The following is a 17,589-nucleotide window of genomic DNA, read 5'->3' as shown; positions in this document are numbered from 1 at the left end:
GTTGTCCTTCCGTGGGTTTCCGGTCAGAGCGGGGAGACGGCGGACTCGGGCATGTGGCCTGCGGTGATCTCGACGCCGGAGAGGGCGCCGGCGAACGCGGTGAACTCGGGGATGTCGCCGGCCCCGGCGTTGGCCTTCTCGGCCGCCTCCTGGGTCCGGTAGATCCACACGTCGGTCCAGGAGCCGTCCTCGCCGCGGCTCAGCGCGGGCACGGACAGCAGGTCCGGATGGGCGTCCCGCACGGCCAGGATCGCGGCCGAGCGCAACGCGACGAGACGGTCCTCGGGCAGGTCCGTGCGGTAGTGGACGAACTCGACGAAGTAGGGCACGGGGTTTCCTCTCTGTTGTGGACGGTGTCAGCGGGTGAGCAGCCGCCGCGCGACGGTCAGACCGGTTTCGATGGCGCCGTCGACGAACCCGGCCCATCCGGTCGCGTAGCCGCTGCCGGCGAAGTGCAGGCGGTCCTGCGGCTTGCGGAACTCTTCGAGCGCGCGGAGCTGGCCGGGGGCGAGCATCGGCCAGGTTTCGCCTGCGAACTCGTCGGCGACCCAGTCGTGCCCGTCGGCGGCGACGACCTCCAGGTCCGGCCGCCACAGCGCCAGGGCCTTGGCGACCGCTTCGGTGTCGTCCGGCCGCAGCGCGGACGCGCGGGGACCGAACGCGACCAGCAGGGTGTCGCCGTCCACGGTGTACTCGGTCTGGCCGAACGTGAGCGGCGAGTCCGGGCCCGCGAACACGACGAACGGTTCGACCTCGCCGCGGACGCGGATCCACGTCTTCATCCCCTTCGACGCCTGCCCGGCGCGGGCCGCGTCCCGCAGCACCGCGGGCAGCCCGGGCTCGAACTCGATCGAGGGGAGGACGTTCTGCGGCAGGGTCACCACGACGTCGCCGGCTTCGAAGGTCTTGCCCGACGCGGTTTCCACGGCGACGCCGGTGCTCGTGCGGCGGATCTTCGTGACGACCGTGCCGAGGCGGATGTCGGCGTCGGTGTCGGCGGCGATCGCGTCGGCGAGTGCCTTGGTGCCGTGCGTGAACTTGACCGTCGCGCACGTCTCGAACATCAGCGGCCAGCTGCCCGAGGCCGCCGCGCACCACCGCAGCGCCTGGGTGAGCGCGCCGTCCTCGGGCGGGCTGTTGAAGTTCAGCGCCCACATGCCCGCCAGGAGTTCCCGGTCGGCGGGCGGCAGGCCGAGCGCGTCGATCCGGTCGGTGACGGACTGCCGGTCTAGCGCGTGCAGGACGTCCGGATCGGGGCGCCGGAACGGTTCCCACGGCCACTCGAACCACTCGCGGCTGTCGGCGAGGAACGCCTGCATCCCCGGGTCGAACCGCGCGAACAGCTCGTCCGCGCTGCCTTCGTGGGCCTGCCCGCCGACGTGCCAGTAGGCGCGGGCGGGGACCGGGCTGCGGGTCAGTTCCAGCTGGTAGCGGGAGATCTCGGCCCACACGTGGGGCTGGGTCCAGTGCACCCAGGTGCCGCCGAGTTCGAGCGGGCGGCCCAGCCGCTCGGCGGTCCAGGTGCGGCCGCCGATGCGGTCGCGGGCTTCCAGGACGGTGACCGTGGTGCCGCGGTGGGTGAGTTCGCGGGCGGCCGTCAGGCCCGCGAACCCGGCTCCGACCACGACGACATCGGCGCGTTCAGGCATGAGGGAATCCCTTGCGGAAGGAGAGGTCGACGCCGCCGGTGGCGGGCGTCCGGGGTGTGCCCAACTGTGACTCGGTCCGCTAAATTAGTCAAGTGGATAATTTGGCGGCCGGTACCATTCCGACGGTGACGAACGAGACGGCGGGCGCGTCCCGCGGGCGGGCGCGGCCGCACGGCACGGGCCGGGAGGCCCTGCTGGAGGCGGCGGTGCGGGTCGTGGCGCGCCAGGGGCTCCGGCAGCTCACCTACCGCTCGGTCGCGAAGGAGGCCGGCGTCAACCACGGGCTGGTCACCCACTACTTCGGCAGCATCGACGAGCTGACCGCCCAGGCCCTGCGGCGGTCCCTGGACAGCAGCGTGCCGTCGGTGACCCCCGAGCCGGGCTCGGGCAGGCTGGACCTGCTCGGCGACGGCCTCGCCGAGTTCGTCGCCGAGCAGCCCGAGACCCAGGCGTTCCAGTACGAGCTGACGCTGGAGTCGCGGCGCCGCCCCGAGCTCGCCCCGCAGGTCCGCGAGCTCTACGACGGCTACCGCGCGGCGATCCGCGCCGAGCTCGCCGCCGCCGGGCTGGACGACGAGGGCCTGGCCGCGCTGGTGTTCGCGGCCATGGACGGCCTGGTCTTCCAGCAGATCTGCGGGGTCGACGAGCTGCCGACCGAACGGGTCCTCGACACCCTGCGCCACGTGCTCACGCGCCTGCGGCCGGAGAGCTGACCGTCACCGGACCGGCTCCGGGACCGCCGCGCTCCGGCGGCGCGCCCGCACCGGCGCGGTTTCGGGCAGGCAGAGCAGGCACACCAGCGACAGCCCGAGCAGCGCGGCCAGGTAGAAGCCGACGTTGAGCGCGTCCCCGGTGCCTGCGACGATCCGGTTGGCGATCATCGGCGAGATGCCGCCGCCCAGCACGGCGCCGACGTGGTAGCCCACGCCAACCCCGGACTGGCGCTGCTCGCGCGGGAACAGTTCGGAGAAGAACGTGTACATCGGTCCGAAGAGGACACCGGTGGCGCAGAACCCGATGATCACGGCGGTGTTGACCGCGGCGACCGTGCCCGCCGAGCTGAGCGGGAACATCAGCAGCGCCGACCCCAGCGACAGCACGACACCGGCCAGCATCACCGGCTTGCGGCCGAGGCGGTCGGACAGCCACGCCGCGCCGACGTTGCACAGCGCGTGGCAGACCAGGGCGATCATCGAGCCGTTGACGATGGGCTGGCGGGGCAGCCCCAGCCCCTCCGGGGCGCGGGCCGTGGCGTAGGACAGCATCAACGTGGCCAGCGCGAACGTGCTGGCGGTGAGCCCGATGTTGACGCCCGCGACCAGCGCGAGCCGCCGCCAGTTCGCCTTCACGACCGCCAGCAGCGGCGCCTTCACCCGGGCGCCCTCCTGCTCGGCCATCTCCCGGAACACCGGGCTCTCCGCGACGCCCTTGCGGATCCACAGCCCGACCACGAGCACCAGGCCGCCGGCGAGGAACGGGATCCGCCAGCCCCAGCCCGTGACGTCGTCGTCGGGGAGCAGCAGCACCAGCGTGAAGGCCAGGTTGGCGAGGATCGTGCCGACCGGCGAGCCGATCGCCACGAAGGACCCGTACAGGCCGCGGCGCCGCTCGGGGGCATGCTCGATCGCCAGCACGGCGGCGCTGGAGTTCTCGCCGCCCCTGGCCAGGCCGTGGCACAACCGCAGCAGCACCAGCATGACGGGCGCCGCGACGCCGACGGCCGCGTAGGTCGGCAGCACGCCCATGCCCAGCGTCGCCAGGCCCATCAGCACGAACGCGCCGAACAGGGCCGTCTTGCGGCCGCGGCGGTCGCCGAGCCAGCCGAAGACGGCGCCGCCCAGCGGCGCCGCGACGAAGCCGATCGCGAACGTCGCGAGGCTCATGAACGTGCCGAACCACGCGTCGCCGGTGGCGAAGAACACCTGGCCGAACACCAGGGCGGCGGCGGTTCCGTAGATCTGGAAGTCGTACAGCTCCAGCGAAGTGCCGACCGCGGCGGCCACTCCGATGCGCGGTAGGCTGGGCTGAGCGGGGCCGTGTGTGGTCATCGACCGTCCTCATCGTCCGTGGTGGTTCCCGTTACGGTAGGAAGCGCCCGCCGCGGCTCCCAGTCGCAAATCCCGCAGCCGCATAGGGGAAACCTGCAGCGCGCTTGACAAGGTTCGCGCCGGTGACAGATGGTGTTCGGCATCGCGCCTCCCGCTCGGAGAAGGAGAATCCCGTTGACCGACACCGCTCTCGAAGCACTCGCCCGGCGGGTCGAGGTGCTCGAGGCCGAAGCCGAAATCCGCCGGCTACAGGCTCGTTACATGTTCCTGTGCGACACGCCGCTGCCCGAGTACGGGATTTCCGACGACGCCAAGCGCATCGAGCTGATCCTGGAGCTCTACACCGAGGACGCGGTGTGGGAGGGCGTCGGCGAGTACTACGACGGGCAGTTCGGGCGGGCCGAGGGCAAGCAGGCCATCCGGGAGCACTTCGAGCGGTTCTGGGGCGAGAAGCGGGATCCGGCGCTGCTGTTGAACGCGCACTACCTGACGTCGGAGCAGATCCACGTGCACGGTGACACCGCGGACGGCCAGTGGATCCACATGCAGCCGTGGCTGTTCTCGGACGGCAGTGCGCTGCTGCGGTCCAGCCGCCTGAACAACGCGTTCCGGAAGGAGGACGGCGGGTGGCGGATCACCCGCACCCGCACCGAGAACGTGTTCGTGGCGCCGCTGCCGGACCACTTCGCCAGCGACCACCCGTCTGCGTCGGTACTGATGAAGCCATGACCGACGCGGTGGTGCACATCGTCGACGACGACGAGGGCCTGCGGCAGTCGCTGGCGTTCCTGCTGGAGAGCGTCGGCATCCAGGCGCTGACCTACCCCGACGCGCCCGCCTTCCTGGCCGAGTTCGACCCGGACGAGCCCGCGGTGGTGATCGTCGACGTGCGGATGCCCGGCATGAGCGGGTTCCAGTTGCAGGAGGAACTGACCGCGCGGGGCTACCCGGCGCCGGTCGTGTTCTGCTCCGCGCACGGCGACATCCCGATGTCGGTGCGCGCCATGACCCGCGGCGCGGTGGATTTTCTGGAGAAACCCTACGAGCCGCAGCGGATCCTGGAAGTGGTGCAACGGCAGCAGCAGGACGCGTGCCGGCGGTTCACCCGCGAGGCGGCGCGCCGGGCGGTGGAGGCGCGCCTGGCGCAGCTGACCCAGCGGGAGCGCGAGGTGCTGCGGTTGGTAGTCGAAGGGGTGTCCAGCCAGATGGCGGCGAACCGCCTGGGCACGAGCGTGAAGACGATCGACGTGCACCGGGCGCGGATCAAGGCGAAGACCGGGGCGGAGAGCCTGGGCGCCTTGGTGCACGACATCCTCACGCACCGCGTGCTGGTGTGAGGTCGCTTGTGGATCGTTGAGCGCGGCTCGCCGGTTTCCCCCGGCGAGCCGCGCTGCATTCGGTCGGTGGATGGTGCTGCGTGCTGGCCCAGCGGGAGCGCGAGGTGCTGCGGTTGGTGGTCGAAGGGGTGTCCAGCCAGATGGCGGCGAACCGCTTGGGCACGAGTGTGAAGACGATCGACGTGCACCGGGCGCGGATCAAGGCGAAGACGGGGGCGGAGAGCCTGGGCGCCTTGGTGCACGACATCCTCACGCACCGCGTGGTGGTGTGAGGGTTTCTGCGGGTCCTTTGTGGAGCCCGAGTGCTCACGGCTGAGTGCGGCTCGCCGGTCTGGCGGGCCGCGTCGCATTTCGGCGGTGCGTGGTGCGGGGCCGGATGGCGCCCCCCGGTTTCACCGAGCGAGTCGCGCTGCCTCCCGGCGGGAGGTCCCTTGTGGATCCCGTGCGCCCACTGCCGAGCGCGCGATCACTCCGACAATGCGCGCTCCACCCAGCAAGCCGTGGTCAGCAAAGCGGTCTCCTCCCGCGCCCGGCCGATCAGCTGCACCCCCAGCGGCAGACCGTCCTCAGTGGACGGCCCGGGCACGGCCACCTGTGGAACACCCAGCGCCTGCCACGGCCGGCTCAGCACCGGATCTCCCGTGGCGGCCAGCCCCTCCGGTGGGGGACCGGGCGCCGCGGGGCCGAGGATCGCGTCGTAGGAATCCAGGAAATCCGACACCGCCGACGCGGCCGACCGCACGAACTCCCGCGCCCGCCGGTACTCCGCCTCCGGGGTCTGAGCACCCGTCTGCAACAGCGTCGCCAGGGGCGCGCTCAACTCCGCCACCCGCTCCAGCTCGGCGGCCCGCTCCCGCGCCGCCTCGTACGCCATCACCACCGGGTGCGCCGCGGTCAGGTCGGCGATCAGCCGCTCGTCCGGGAACGCCTCCACCACCGCACCGGCCGCCACCAGGCGGTCCCTCGCAACCGCCAGCGCCGCGCGCATCGCGGGGCCGGCGATGCCCGTCCACAGCAGCAGCCGCGGGGGACGGGCGGGCAGTCCGGCCGCGTCCGGCGAACCGGTCAGCGCCGCGTGGGCCAGCGCCAGATCCGACACCCGGGCGGTGTAGAAGCCGTGGCTGTCCAGGCTCGGGCTCAGCCCGGTGACCCCGTCGACCGGGAACTGGCCGTGGCTGAGCACCATCGCCGCGACCCCGCAGAACGACGCGGGCCGGATCACCGAACCGGCGGTCTGCGACCCGAGCGCGAGCGGCACCTGCCCCGACGCGACGGCCGCCGCCGAGCCGCTCGACGACCCGCCCGGCGTGTGGCCCGGCGCGCTCGGGTTGTCCGTCGGGCCGGGGGAGAAGAACGCGAACTCCGTGGTCACCGTCTTGCCGACCGGCACCGCGCCCGCGCGCCGCCACGCCGTCACGATCGCGGCGTCGGCCGCGGCGGGCGGGCTGCCGGCGCGCAGGCCCGATCCGCACCGCGTGGGCAGGCCGGCCACGTCGATGATGTCCTTCACCCCGAGCGGCACCCCGCCGAGCGGCGCGCCGCCGAGCGGACCGGCCGCGACCGGCTCCGGCCACGCCAGCTCCACCCACGCCCGCAGCGCCGGCTCCGTCTCGGCGATGCGCTCACGGGACCGGCGCAGCGCCCCGTCCACCGAACCGCTCACCAGCTCCCGCAGGGACCACGGCGCGCGCAGCGGCTTCACGCGTCCTCCCAGGCGGCGTCGGCGACCCAGAAGTCCATGCCGCTTTCGCTCACGCCGTGCCGCCACTCCGAGGTCCGGCGCAACGTCGGCTCGACCTTCCTGGTCACGGCGTCCGCCGCCTCCGGGCCGTCGTCGGGCACCTGCCAGTGCACCCAGTTCAGCTCGCGCCCCTCGGCGTCGTGCACGAACAGGTCCACGTGCCGCCAGCCGTAGCCGTGCGTGTCGTTGTAGCAGGTCAGCGTCATCCGCTCCATGGCCGCTCTCCTACGCCGCAGTGGTGCCGAGGCTGTGGAACCGGCGCTGGAAGTACACCAGCGCGGCGGGGTCGTCCCCGCTGATCACGGTGTCCACCTCGACGAACAGCACCGAGTGCGACCCCGACGCCTGCTCGGCGACGATCGTGCCGACCACCGAGGCGCACGCCCCGGTGAGCACCGGCACCCCGTGGGTCGCCAGGTCCCACCGTCCGTCGGTGAACCGCTCCGCGGTGGGCACGCCGGTGGCGCCGGCGAAGTGCAGCGCCAGGTCCTCCTGGCCGGCGCCCAGCACGTTCACCGCCAGCCTGCCGTTGCCGACCAGCACGTCGTGCGAGCGGGCGGTGCGGTTCACGCAGACCAGCACGGTCGGCGGCGAGTCGGTCACCGAACAGGCCGCGCTCACGGTCATGCCGGCGCGGCCACGGGGACCGTCGGTGGTGATGACGGTGACCGCCGCCGAGAGGTTGGCCATCGCGGCGCGGAACTCGGTCTGCTGCCGGGTCAGCTCGGGCACGATTCCTCCAAACGATCGCCGAACAGCTCGAACGTACGCGCGCGGCGGGGCCGCCGGGAAGTGAGAGTTCTTCCCGCCCCGGTAAGGGTTTCCCTTACGTCTCAGGGGTTTCCGCGAGCGGCAGGGCGAAGCCGAACCGCGAGCCGGCGCCGTCGCGGGGCTCGGCCCAGATCCGGCCGTGCTGGCGGGTGATGATCCGGTGCGACAACGCCAGGCCGATCCCGCTGCCGTGCTCCTTCGAGGTGAACGACTCGGCGAACGGGTCCCGCGGCAGGCCGCGTCCCCAGTCCTCCACAGTCAGCACGCCCTCACCGCCCTCGGCGCGCGTGGTCAGCACGATCTCGCGGCGCTCCGGGCCGAAGGCCGCCACCTCGTCGATGGCGTTGAAGCAGAAGTTGAGCACCACCTGCCCGGTCAGCACCCGTTCGCACCGCACCGGCACCGGACCCGGCGGCTCGCGGACCACCACGTCGACGCCCGCCGCGTCCGCCCGCAGCCGCACGAAGTACAGGCATTCGGTGACGATCTCGCCGAGGTCGGCCACCTGGCGCACGTGCTCCAGGTGCCCGACGAACGCGCGCAGGGCCGCGACGATGGCGCTCGCGCGGTCGATCTGCCGGACCGCGCTGTCGATGCCGAACCGCACCTGCTCCGCGGCCGTCCCGGACGCGTGCCGGGCGGCGCCACCGAGGAAGTTCGCCGCCGCCGCGAGCGGCTGGCCCAGCTCGTGGGCAATCGCCATCGCCATGTCGCCCATCGCGTTGTAGCGGGCCAGGTAGTTCTCCTGCTGCAGCTCGCGTTCCCGCCGGAGGTCCTCCTGCACGCGGCCGGACACGTCGTGCAGGATCATCAGCAACGCGTCCCCGCCGGTCTCCTGCAGCCGTTCGAGGCTGCCCTCCAGCCACACCGGCTCGTCCGCCCCGGTCAGCGCGAGCTGCACCGTCGTCACCGGATCGGCCCGCTCCAGGACCTCCGGCCAGGACGCCGGGCGGCCGGCCAGCCGCAGCGTGCCGTAACCCGACAACGGGCCGAGCGGCTGCCCGCTGTCCGCGCCGATCACCTTCAACGCCGTGTCGGTGGCGAACCGCAGCACGCCGTCCCGGTCCAGCATCAGCGCGATCGTGGACGTGCGGTGCGCCAGCGCGTCCATGTAGGACGCGGTGCGCCGCAGCTCCTGCTCGATCTCCTGCTCCCGCTCGATGTCGCGAAACTGCACCATCACCGCCGGCCCCTGCGCGAGTTCCACGCGGATCGCGATGGCCTCGGTCGGGATCACCCGTCCCGTGCGGGACCGGTAGTGCCACTCGATGCTGTTCGTGCCCTTCTCCACCGCGTCCTGCAGCCACGCCCGGCCGATCACGCGGTCGTACTGGCGCGCGGTGCTGCTCATGTGGTTCGCCTTGAGCGGACGCAGCTCGGCCACGCTCCACTCGAGCATCTCGCACGCCGCCGGGTTGGCCCACAGGATGTTCTTCGTCGCCGCGTCGTGCACCAGCACGCACATGCGGCTGGCGTGGAGCATGGTCACGAAGTCCTCGGTGACCAGTTCGGGCGCGCGTGGATCCACCTGCATCCCGCCAGGGTAAGCCGGGCGCGGCCGGCGCGCGCTGAAGGAATCCCCTACCCGGTGCCGCAGAACCACCAATTCCGCGCGGCGGCCCCGGCTGCCTACCGTCGGGGGGCAACCCGCGAGTAGGAGGAGGCGCGATGGTGCACACCCCGCAGGGCGTCGGGTTCGACGACGTCCTCGCCGAGCTCGCGCAGCGGCGGCAGGAGTTCCGCGAGCAGCGCTACGTGCCGAAGGACTTCGTCGCACGGCTCAAGCAGATCGGGATCTACCGGGCGGCGACGCCGGGCAAGTTCGGCGGGCAGCCGCTGCCGCCCGCCGAGTTCCTCGACACCGTCGAGCGGATCTCGGTCGTCGACGGTTCCACCGGCTGGGTCGCGAGCTTCGGCTCCGCGCAGATCTACCTGGCCGCTCTGCCGCTGGACACCCAGGCCGAGCTGTACCGCGACGGCCCGGACGTGGCCTTCGCCGGCGCGCTGTTCCCGATGCAGCGCGCCGCCGCCACCGAGCGCGGCTACCTGGTCGACGGGCACTGGAAGTTCGCCAGCGGCTGCATGGGCGCCGACCTGATCGGCGTCGGCCTGCCCGGCGACGAGGAGTCCGGCGGCAAGCCGCGCACCGCGGTCCTGCGGCCGGACCAGGTCGAGATCGTCCAGGACTGGGACGTCGTGGGCATGCGGGCCACCGGCTCGTTCGACATCGTCGTGCGCGGGGTCGAGGTGCCCCGCGAGTGGACCTTCATCCGCGGCGGCGCGCCGACCGTGGACGAGCCGCTCTACCACTACCCGACGATCGCCTACGCCTCCCAGGTCCTCGCCGTGGTCGGCGCGGGCGTGGCGCGCGCGGCCCTGGACCACGCCAAGCAGGTCGGCGGCGGCTACACCGGGGTCACCGGCGCGCCGAAGCTCGCCGACCGGGCCTACTACCGCACCGAGGTCGCCCGCGCCGAGGCGGACCTGAGCTCGGCCCGCGCCTGGTTCTACGACCTGAGCGACCAGGTGTGGCAGCACGTGCTGCGCGGCGACACCGCCACCGACGAGCACAATGCCCGGCTGCGGTTGGCCTCCGCGCACCTGGCCCGCGTGGCGTCCGGCGTGGTGGACCGGCTCGTCGAGATCTCCGGCACCGCCCCGATCTACACCGAGCACCCGCTGCGCGACCTGGCGGGCGACGCGCTGGTGCCCAAGCAGCACGCCTTCCTCGGGCCGGCGATCTTCGACTCCGCCGGGGCCGTCCTCATGGGACTGCCGCCCACCAGCCCCGGCTTCCGCTGACCCGACCACCACCGACGAGGAGGACCGAGATGAGCGCGACGCCCCTGCGCGTGCTGTTCTGCATCGGCATCAACCAGAACTTCTTCGACCTGCCTGCCGACGGCATCACGCCCGGGCACGTGTGGCAGGCGTTCGTGTCCATGATGGACGGCATCAAGGCCCTGCCGGGCGTGGACTTCATCGGCGACATCGACGACGACTCGCACATGGTCGGCCCCTCCGACGGCTGGCCGTGGACCGCCTACATCCTCGCCGACGTGGACACCGCCGAGACCGTCAAGGCCGCCTGCAACCTGTTCCGCACCACCCCGGTCGGCGACGGCGGCGCGAAGCTGTGGCGCTTCGCCAAGGTCGAAGCCCGCATCGGCCGCGCGCTGACGGTGCGCGAAGACGTCGAGCTGCCCGGCTGAGGAGAGGACACCATGACCGAGAACATCTTCGCCGCCGCGCCCGCGGACCTCGTGCTCGACGACCGCGTCGCCGGCCGCCTCTACACGGACCCGGAGATCTTCGAGCAGGAGATGACGAAGATCTTCGAGCGCACCTGGGTGTGGGTCGCGCACGAGAGCGAGCTGCCCGGGCCGGGCACCTTCAAGTCCACCTACGTCGGCCGCCAGCCGGTGATCGTGTCGCGGGACCGCAAGGGCACCCTGCACACGCTGCTCAACCGCTGCCGCCACCGCGGCGCGAGCCTGTGCGAGAAGCCGCGGGGCAAGGCCAACGGGTTCACCTGCCCGTACCACGCTTGGTCCTACGGCCTGGACGGCACGCTGCGCGGCATCCCGTACCCGGACGGGTACGAGGGCGTGGCGGACAAGAAGGACCTGTCGCTGCGCAAGCTGCGCACCGAGTCCTACGGCGGCATGGTCTTCGCGACGTTCGACGAGGGCATCGAGCCCCTGGCGGACTTCCTCGGCGACGCGAAGCTGTGGCTGGACCGGTTCATGAAGCAGGGCGGCGGCTACCCGATCAAGGTGCTGGGCAAGCACCAGTTCCGGTTCCGCGGCAACTGGAAGATCCAGCTGGAGAACACCACCGACGGCTACCACTTCCCGATCGTGCACCGGTCGTGGATGGCGTCGGTGGACGCCGAGACCGCGGACATGATGTCGTTCATGACCGACCCGGCGGCGATCACCCACGCGCTGGGCAACGGCCACAGCGTCATGCAGATGGTGCCCGAGCACTCCGACCTCGACGCCGACGACGGCAGCGAACCGCTGCAGGCCCGCTTCGACCACGTCGTTGCGGAGCTGTCCAAGACGCTCGACGACGCGGCCGTGCGCAAGGTGGTCCGCGCCATGCACGGCACCGGGTTCAACCTGAACCTGTTCCCGAACGTGTCGATGTCGGCGGCGTTCTTCCGGGTCCTGCGGCCGATCTCGGTCGACGAGACGCTGATCGAGCACATCGCGATCGGCCCGGACGGGCCGCCCGAGCTGGACGTCGTCAACCGCGAGCGGCTGCGCATCCACGAGCACTTCCAGGGACCGTTCGGGTTCGGCACCCCGGACGACGCCGAGGGCTGGGACCGCGTGCAGCGCGGCGCCCAGGCCGCGCCGGACATGCCGATCCTGGTCAACCGCGGGCTCGGCAGGGAGAAGGACGACGAGCACGGCTGGCCGACCGCCCACGTGACCGACGAAACCGGGATGCGCGCCGCGTACCGGATGTGGAAGCAGATGATGAGCGATGACTGACACGATCACCGTCCCGCTGACCGACGTCCGGGTGGCCCGCGCGGTCGAGCTGGTCTGGCGGGAGGCCGAGCTGCTCGACCGCAAGGACTACCTGGTGTGGCAGGAGCTCTACACCGACGACGCCCGCTACGTCGTGCCGATCGACCCGGACACCGAGGACTTCGCCGGCACGCTCAACATGATCTACGACGACGCGCGGATGCGGGCCATGCGCGTGACCCGCATGACCGAGGGCTACGCCATCGCCGCCGTCGACGCGGCCCGCACCGTGCGCACCGTGTCCCGGTTCGTGCCGGAGACCGTGACCGACACCGAGGTCGTGCTGCGCTCGGCGCAGGTGCTGATCGCCTACAAGCGCGGGCGGCACGACATCTGGGCCGCCGACGTGCGCCACCGCGTCCGGCTGTCGTCCTCCGGCGACCGCATCGCGGAGAAGGTCGTGCGGCTGGTGGACAGCGAGGACGCCGTGCCCGCCGCGGGGTTCCTGCTGTGAGCGCGCAGACCGCGGTCGTCACCGGCGGCGCCCACGGCCTTGGCGAGGCGATCGTGCGCCGCCTGCACGCCGACGGCTACCGAGTCGCGATCGCCGACCTCGACGGGGGCGCCGCCGAAGCGCTGGCCAAGGAACTGGGCGAGGCCACGGGGTACGCCGTCGACGTCGCCGACCGCGCGGCGCTGGACGGCCTGCTCGCCGCTGTGCTGGCCGACTTCGGATCAGTGCACGTGCTGGTCAACAACGCCGCCCGCACGCAGGCGAAGAAGCTGATGGACATCACCGCCGACGAGCTGGACGCCGTGCTGAAGGTGAACCTCGGCGGCACGTTCTCCGCCTGCCAGGTCTTCGGCGCGCACTTCGCCGCGCACGGCTACGGCCGGATCGTGAACATGGCCTCGCTCGCCGGGCAGAACGGCGGCACCGCGACCGGCGGGCACTACGCGTCCTCCAAGGGCGCGGTCCTGTCCGCCACCAAGGTGTTCGCCCGTGAGCTCGCGCCGCACGGGGTGACGGTGAACGCGGTGTCGCCGGGCCCGCAGGACAGTCCGGCGGTGCGGTCCATTGTGGACGACGTCGACGGGCTCGCGCGGAGCATTCCGGTGGGCAGGCTCGGCGACCCGGCGTTCATCGCCCGGATGGTCGCCCTGCTCGCCTCGCCCGAGGCCGCCTCCGTCACCGGCGCCTGCTGGGACGCCAACGGCGGGCTCTACCTGCGCTGAACCCGAGGGAGGGACGATGACTTCAACCGTGGTCCGCGTCGCGGAGGTCAGGCAGGAAGCCGCCGGGATCCGCAGCCTGCGCCTGGTCCGCGACGACGGCGCCCCGCTGGGACCGTACGAGGCCGGTGCGCACGTCGACGTCGTCGGCCCGACCGGCCTGGTACGGCAGTATTCGCTGTGCTCGCCGCCGCATGATCCGGAGTCGTTGCTGATCGCGGTGAAGAAGGAAGCCGCCTCGCGCGGTGGTTCCGAGGCGCTGCACACCGTCGAGGCCGGCGACACGCTCGAGATCGGCGAGCCCCGCAACCTGCTGCGCGTCGCCGACGGCGCCCGCCACGTCCTGGTGGCGGGCGGCGTCGGCGTCACCCCGCTGCTGAGCCTGGCCTACGAGCTCCACCGCCGCGGCGCGGAGTTCGAGCTGCACTACTTCGCCCGCGCCCGTGAGCAGGCCGCGTTCGCCGGCCTGCTGGAGCGCGAGTTCGGCGACCGCGTGCACCTGCGGTTCGGCGTGCCGCGCGCCGAGCAGCCGACGATCCTGAAGGAGGTCGCGGGCGAGCTGACCCCGGACGCGCAGGTGTACACGTGCGGGCCGGAGGGGTTCATGGCGCAGGTCTCGGCGGTCTTCGCGCCCGTCGTCGGCGAGTCGCGCGTGCACGTGGAGCACTTCGTGGCCGCCGACGTCGACACCAGCGGCGACCAGCCGTTCACCGTCGAGCTGGACACCGGCGAGGTGTTCGAGGTGCCCGCGGGCAAGTCGATCCTCGCGGTTCTCGGGGAGAACGGCATCGAGGTCTTCAAGTCCTGCGAGGAGGGCATCTGCGGGTCCTGCGTCTCCGGGGTGCTGGAGGGCGTGCCCGAACACCGGGACAGCTGCCTGTCGGCCGCGGACAAGGCCGCCGGGGACCAGATGGCCCTGTGCGTCTCCCGCGCCAGGACGGCCCGGTTGAAGATCGAGCTGTACTGAGCCGGAGTCGCCTGTCCGGTTGCTGCCACGGCCCTGGCCGGGCGTGGCGGGCTGCCGCACGATCGTCCGGTGATCGTGCAGCAGCCGACCGGAGGTGGCCCCGTGACGACCGATCCCGACCTGCTCGGCCCGGTGGGGCACCGCTACCGCGTCTCCCACGTGCGCCTGGCGCTGATCGCCGTCGCCGCGGTCGTCCTCGCCGCCGTGATGGGGGCACTGACCACGCCGATGATGCTGTCCGGGTACTCCTACCAGTACAGCACCGCCATCGGGTTCGGCATCACCGTGACCGTCTTCGCCGCGACGCTCGCGGTGTTCCTCGTCGTGCACGTGGCGCGGCAGGGGCTGTCGGAGACGTTCGAGGTGCGCGACGCGGGCCTCGCGCACACGGCGAAGGGGCGGACGCGGGCCTGGCCGTGGCAGGCGGTCACCGCGGTCACGCCGTTCCACCCGCGCCGCAGCACCTTCCTGACCCGGCTGGTCATCCGCGACTACCGCTGCACCGTCGCGTTCGCCGACGGCGCGAAGATCCGGTTCTCCGGCGCGCTGGACGGGCACGAGCTGCTGGAGCACGCGATCCGCGCCGGCTCCGCGGTGGGCGGTCAGGCGCCGAGGAGGTAGCCGACGCCCCGGACCGTGCGCACCACCGGCGGCGGCCCGAGCTTGCGGCGCAGCCCGGCGATCAGCACCTCCAGCACGTTCGAGGCGGGCGGCACGAACTCGTCCCACGCCGCGGCGATCAGCTCGGACCGGGGGACCGGCCGCCCGCCTGCGGCGACCAGCCGCTCCAGCACCACGAACTCCTTCGCGGTCAGCGTCAGCGGGGTGCCCGCGCGCCGTGCCTCGTGCCGCCCGGTGTCCACCTCGACGTCCCCGTGGCGCAGCACCGGGGCGGGCAGCGCTGGGCCGCGACGGCACAGGCTGCGCACCCGCACCACGAGTTCGGCCATCGCGAACGGCTTGACGAGGTAGTCGTCGCCGTGGGCGAGCCCGGCGATCCGGTCGTCCACGGTGTCCCGCGCGGTCAGGAACAGCACCGGCACCGGCCACCCCCGCTGCCGCAGCCCCGCCACGTACCGCAGGGCGTCCCCGGCCGGCAGCATGCGGTCGAACACCGTGCAGTCGTAGGAGTTGACGCTCACCGCCTCGTCCGCCGCCGGCAGGTCGGCGGCCACGTCCACCGCGAACCCGGACCCGCGCAGCGACGCCTCGACGGCCACCCGGAGGTTCTCGTCGTCCTCGGTGACCAGCACACGCACCCCGCCACGGTATCGCCCCGGCGCGGCCGGTTCCTGCCAAAACCCGCAAACCGGGCGAACAAGATCCGGCGGGACGCTAAGCTTCCGGGCACACGCTCCCCGTGACGAAGGATCCACCGTGTCCGCACCTGTGACGACCCGGCCCCGGGTGCTGGTGGTCGAGGACGACGAGGACCTGCGCGTCGCGGTCACCGCGGAACTCACCGCCGCCGGCCTCCGGCTGGACACCGCCGCGACCCTCGCCGGGGCGTCGGCGGCCCTCGCCGAGCCCGGGCACGCGTGCGTGGTGTTCGACCGGATGCTGCCCGACGGCGACGCGATCGACTTCGTGCACCGGCGCAGGCAGGCCGGGTGGGCGGTGCCGGTGCTGTTCCTGACCGCGCGCGACACGGTGCACGACCGCATCGCCGGGTTCGAGCACGGCGGCGACGACTACCTGGTCAAACCGTTCGCCGCGGCCGAGCTCGCCGCCAGGGTGCTCGCGCTGTGCCGCCGCTCCGGCACCGGGCGGCCGTCCGTGCTCCGGCACGGCGGCCTGGAGGTCGACTGCGCCCGCCGCGAGGTGCGCCGCGACGGCGTGCTGCTCACGGTGTCCGGCAAGGAGTTCGCGGTGCTGGAGTACCTGATGGCGCGCCCGGAGCAGGCGGTGCGGCGGGCCGAGCTGATCGAGCACTGCTGGGACTCCAGCACCGACCCGATGTCGAACGTGGTGGACGTGGTGGTGCGGCGGCTGCGGGGGAAGCTGGGCGAACCGGACGCGGTGCAGACCGTCCGCGGGGTCGGCTACCGGATGGCGCCGTGAGCGCGCCGCGGAGCGGTTCGGCCGCGCACCGCCTGCGCCGCCTGCGCTGGATGCTCACCGGGCTGTTCACCGCGATGAACGCGATCGGCCTGGTCGTGTTCGCGGTCCTGGTGGTCCAGGCCGACGCGGACAAGGGCGAGCAGGCGATGGACGGCGAGCTGCGCCGCGTCACCTCGACCGTCACCCGCCTCCTGCAGTACGACGACACGCTGGTCACCGCGTTCGTCGCCGAGGACGAGCTGAACACCCAGTGCCCCCAGTTCGCGGTGCTGCCCGGCGGCGCCGAGCGGTTCGAGCCGCACGTCAGCCGCCGCACCTGCGTGCCGGTGGACCTGGCGGTGCTGGGCGGGCTCGCTCAGCGGGCCGTGCAGTCGGGCACCCTGCTGAAGGGCTACGTGCGCGCGACGAACGGCGCGCTGGTGCGGATCGGGGCCGAACCGTTCCGCAACAGCACCGGCCAGTACATCGGCGCGGTGGTCGCGGCCATGGACGCCGGGCCGGAGCAGTCCCGGCACGAAGGGCTGCTGCTGATGGTGATCGGCGGGTGCGTGCTGCTGCTGGCCGCGGTCGGCGTCGCCGGGCACCTGCTGTCCGGGCGCGCGATCCGGCCGGCCACCGCGGCGCTGGAGCAGCAGGAGGTGCTGCTCGCCGAGACCGCCCACGACCTGCGCACCCCGGTCGCGGCGCTGCGGGCGCTCGCCGAGACCGCGACCCGGCACCCCGACCAGGGCGCCGAGCTGCTGCCCCGCACGGTGCGCCTGGCCGGGCGGATGGGCAGCATCATCGACGGCCTGCTGGTGCGGGCCCGGCTCGCCGCCGGGGTGGAGCGGCTGGCCATCCAGCCGGTGTGGCTGGACCAGCTGGTGACGAGCGTGGTGGCGGAGACCCCGGCCGAGGACGCCCAGGTGACGGTCACCGCCGCGCCGACCCGCGTCGACGCCGACCCGGCGCTGGTGCAGCGCGCGATCAGCAACCTGCTCGACAACGCGCTGCGGTACGGGCGGCAGCCGGGCGCGCAGGCGCTGGTGCACATCACGGTCGCGGGCGGCCGGGTCACGGTGGCCGACCACGGGCCGGGGATCGACCCGGCGGTCGCGGCGGAGAACTTCGACCGGTTCAGCAGCGGCGGCGGGTCCAGCGGGCTCGGGCTGTCGATCGTGCGGTGGGTCGCGCAGGCGCACGGCGGGGTGCTCCGCGTGTACAACGCCGAGGAGGGCGGCGCGATCTTCGAGCTCGTGCTGCCCGTCAGCAGCGCCGCCCAGCCCGGCCACGCGCCCTGGTACAGCGAGCATCGGGGGTAG

21 protein-coding genes are annotated in these 17,589 nt (G+C 72.8%); 13 read left to right on the top strand and 8 right to left on the bottom strand.

Annotated features, from left to right (window positions below; genetic code table 11):
- Positions 1-23: 23 nt before the first annotated feature.
- Positions 24-329 (bottom strand): hypothetical protein, encoded by a 306-nt coding sequence (locus L2C96_RS02915; RefSeq protein WP_020419212.1) that lies wholly within the window; start codon positions 327-329, stop codon positions 24-26.
- 27 nt (positions 330-356) lie between these two features.
- The gene (locus L2C96_RS02910) at positions 357-1,649 is read right to left on the bottom strand and encodes a flavin monoamine oxidase family protein (RefSeq protein WP_020419213.1); all 1,293 of its coding nucleotides are present in this window, start codon (positions 1,647-1,649) and stop codon (positions 357-359) included.
- 125 nt (positions 1,650-1,774) lie between these two features.
- Here L2C96_RS02910 and L2C96_RS02905 point away from each other — a divergent pair, with 125 nt between their 5' ends.
- Entirely contained in the window at positions 1,775-2,362 is a 588-nt protein-coding gene (locus L2C96_RS02905) for a TetR/AcrR family transcriptional regulator (protein ID WP_020419214.1), read from the top strand.
- A 3-nt stretch (positions 2,363-2,365) separates the two neighbouring features.
- Here L2C96_RS02905 and L2C96_RS02900 read toward each other — a convergent pair whose 3' ends face one another.
- On the bottom strand, positions 2,366-3,697 hold the full coding sequence (locus L2C96_RS02900; protein ID WP_237335000.1) for an MFS transporter: 1,332 nt from the start codon (positions 3,695-3,697) through the stop codon (positions 2,366-2,368).
- A gap of 174 nt (positions 3,698-3,871) precedes the next feature.
- On the opposite strand from L2C96_RS02900, the gene L2C96_RS02895 reads away from it, so the two are divergent.
- The 3 genes from L2C96_RS02895 (at position 3,872) to L2C96_RS02885 (ending at position 5,306) form a co-directional block, all read left to right on the top strand.
- Complete coding sequence (locus L2C96_RS02895) at positions 3,872-4,426, top strand: nuclear transport factor 2 family protein (protein WP_237334999.1); 555 nt, start codon at positions 3,872-3,874, stop codon at positions 4,424-4,426.
- Positions 4,423-5,034 (top strand): response regulator transcription factor, encoded by a 612-nt coding sequence (locus tag L2C96_RS02890; protein ID WP_237334998.1) that lies wholly within the window; start codon positions 4,423-4,425, stop codon positions 5,032-5,034. Before L2C96_RS02895 ends, L2C96_RS02890 begins: the two co-directional genes overlap by 4 nt.
- An 80-nt stretch (positions 5,035-5,114) precedes the next feature.
- A complete protein-coding gene (locus L2C96_RS02885; RefSeq protein WP_237334997.1) occupies positions 5,115-5,306 on the top strand; it encodes a LuxR C-terminal-related transcriptional regulator in 192 nt (63 codons plus the stop codon).
- A 194-nt stretch (positions 5,307-5,500) separates the two neighbouring features.
- On the opposite strand, the gene L2C96_RS02880 is transcribed toward L2C96_RS02885, so the two are convergent.
- The 4 genes from L2C96_RS02880 to L2C96_RS02865 all read right to left on the bottom strand — a co-directional run bounded on the left by L2C96_RS02880 (position 5,501) and on the right by L2C96_RS02865 (position 9,080).
- Positions 5,501-6,736 (bottom strand): amidase family protein, encoded by a 1,236-nt coding sequence (locus tag L2C96_RS02880; RefSeq protein WP_237334996.1) that lies wholly within the window; start codon positions 6,734-6,736, stop codon positions 5,501-5,503.
- Positions 6,733-6,990 (bottom strand): hypothetical protein, encoded by a 258-nt coding sequence (locus tag L2C96_RS02875; RefSeq protein WP_027929904.1) that lies wholly within the window; start codon positions 6,988-6,990, stop codon positions 6,733-6,735. Before L2C96_RS02875 ends, L2C96_RS02880 begins: the two co-directional genes overlap by 4 nt.
- Before the next feature lie 10 nt (positions 6,991-7,000).
- Positions 7,001-7,507, bottom strand: a complete 507-nt coding sequence (locus tag L2C96_RS02870) for a flavin reductase (protein ID WP_237334995.1) — start codon at positions 7,505-7,507, stop codon at positions 7,001-7,003.
- A 94-nt stretch (positions 7,508-7,601) separates the two neighbouring features.
- Positions 7,602-9,080, bottom strand: a complete 1,479-nt coding sequence (locus L2C96_RS02865; protein ID WP_237334994.1) for a PAS domain-containing sensor histidine kinase — start codon at positions 9,078-9,080, stop codon at positions 7,602-7,604.
- Positions 9,081-9,214: 134 nt separating this feature from the next.
- Between L2C96_RS02865 and L2C96_RS02860 the strand changes: the two genes are divergently transcribed.
- The 7 genes from L2C96_RS02860 (at position 9,215) to L2C96_RS02830 (ending at position 14,848) form a co-directional block, all read left to right on the top strand.
- A complete protein-coding gene (locus L2C96_RS02860) occupies positions 9,215-10,348 on the top strand; it encodes an acyl-CoA dehydrogenase family protein (RefSeq protein ID WP_237334993.1) in 1,134 nt (377 codons plus the stop codon).
- Positions 10,349-10,377: 29 nt separating this feature from the next.
- Positions 10,378-10,758, top strand: a complete 381-nt coding sequence (locus L2C96_RS02855) for a hypothetical protein (protein ID WP_027929900.1) — start codon at positions 10,378-10,380, stop codon at positions 10,756-10,758.
- Between the two features lie 12 nt (positions 10,759-10,770).
- Complete coding sequence (locus tag L2C96_RS02850; RefSeq protein ID WP_020419225.1) at positions 10,771-12,048, top strand: aromatic ring-hydroxylating oxygenase subunit alpha; 1,278 nt, start codon at positions 10,771-10,773, stop codon at positions 12,046-12,048.
- On the top strand, positions 12,041-12,541 hold the full coding sequence (locus tag L2C96_RS02845) for an aromatic-ring-hydroxylating dioxygenase subunit beta (RefSeq protein ID WP_237334992.1): 501 nt from the start codon (positions 12,041-12,043) through the stop codon (positions 12,539-12,541). The genes L2C96_RS02850 and L2C96_RS02845 overlap by 8 nt, the downstream gene beginning before the upstream one ends.
- Positions 12,538-13,263, top strand: a complete 726-nt coding sequence (locus tag L2C96_RS02840; protein WP_237334991.1) for an SDR family NAD(P)-dependent oxidoreductase — start codon at positions 12,538-12,540, stop codon at positions 13,261-13,263. Before L2C96_RS02845 ends, L2C96_RS02840 begins: the two co-directional genes overlap by 4 nt.
- A 16-nt stretch (positions 13,264-13,279) precedes the next feature.
- Positions 13,280-14,227 carry a PDR/VanB family oxidoreductase gene (locus L2C96_RS02835; protein ID WP_237334990.1) on the top strand — a complete coding sequence of 316 codons (948 nt, stop codon included), beginning with the start codon at positions 13,280-13,282 and terminating at the stop codon, positions 14,225-14,227.
- Positions 14,228-14,329: 102 nt separating this feature from the next.
- Positions 14,330-14,848: a hypothetical protein gene (locus tag L2C96_RS02830; protein ID WP_237334989.1), complete on the top strand. Its 519-nt coding sequence runs from the start codon at positions 14,330-14,332 to the stop codon at positions 14,846-14,848.
- Here the strand turns inward: L2C96_RS02830 and L2C96_RS02825 are convergent.
- A complete protein-coding gene (locus L2C96_RS02825; RefSeq protein ID WP_020419230.1) occupies positions 14,830-15,486 on the bottom strand; it encodes a winged helix-turn-helix domain-containing protein in 657 nt (218 codons plus the stop codon). The two genes, L2C96_RS02830 and L2C96_RS02825, sit on opposite strands and share 19 nt — an antisense overlap.
- 118 nt (positions 15,487-15,604) lie before the next feature.
- Here L2C96_RS02825 and L2C96_RS02820 point away from each other — a divergent pair, with 118 nt between their 5' ends.
- Both L2C96_RS02820 and L2C96_RS02815 read left to right on the top strand, forming a co-directional pair.
- Positions 15,605-16,288, top strand: a complete 684-nt coding sequence (locus L2C96_RS02820; RefSeq protein WP_235716171.1) for a response regulator transcription factor — start codon at positions 15,605-15,607, stop codon at positions 16,286-16,288.
- Complete coding sequence (locus tag L2C96_RS02815) at positions 16,285-17,589, top strand: sensor histidine kinase (protein WP_237334988.1); 1,305 nt, start codon at positions 16,285-16,287, stop codon at positions 17,587-17,589. The genes L2C96_RS02820 and L2C96_RS02815 overlap by 4 nt, the downstream gene beginning before the upstream one ends.

The organism is Amycolatopsis tucumanensis, from assembly GCF_021654135.1.
Lineage (GTDB): Bacteria > Actinomycetota > Actinomycetes > Mycobacteriales > Pseudonocardiaceae > Amycolatopsis_E > Amycolatopsis_E tucumanensis.
The sequence above is the reverse complement of the archived record's forward strand: the minus strand, read 5'-3'. Positions and strand labels throughout refer to the sequence as shown.

Coding starts and splice junctions, on each gene's coding strand:
- L2C96_RS02910 (WP_020419213.1), bottom strand. CDS start 1,649: ATGCCTGAACGCGCCGATGTCGTCGTGGTCGGAGCCGGGTTCGCGGGC.
- L2C96_RS02900 (WP_237335000.1), bottom strand. CDS start 3,697: ATGACCACACACGGCCCCGCTCAGCCCAGCCTACCGCGCATCGGAGTG.
- L2C96_RS02890 (WP_237334998.1), top strand. CDS start 4,423: ATGACCGACGCGGTGGTGCACATCGTCGACGACGACGAGGGCCTGCGG.
- L2C96_RS02875 (WP_027929904.1), bottom strand. CDS start 6,990: ATGGAGCGGATGACGCTGACCTGCTACAACGACACGCACGGCTACGGC.
- L2C96_RS02865 (WP_237334994.1), bottom strand. CDS start 9,080: ATGCAGGTGGATCCACGCGCGCCCGAACTGGTCACCGAGGACTTCGTG.
- L2C96_RS02860 (WP_237334993.1), top strand. CDS start 9,215: ATGGTGCACACCCCGCAGGGCGTCGGGTTCGACGACGTCCTCGCCGAG.
- L2C96_RS02855 (WP_027929900.1), top strand. CDS start 10,378: ATGAGCGCGACGCCCCTGCGCGTGCTGTTCTGCATCGGCATCAACCAG.
- L2C96_RS02850 (WP_020419225.1), top strand. CDS start 10,771: ATGACCGAGAACATCTTCGCCGCCGCGCCCGCGGACCTCGTGCTCGAC.
- L2C96_RS02845 (WP_237334992.1), top strand. CDS start 12,041: ATGACTGACACGATCACCGTCCCGCTGACCGACGTCCGGGTGGCCCGC.
- L2C96_RS02835 (WP_237334990.1), top strand. CDS start 13,280: ATGACTTCAACCGTGGTCCGCGTCGCGGAGGTCAGGCAGGAAGCCGCC.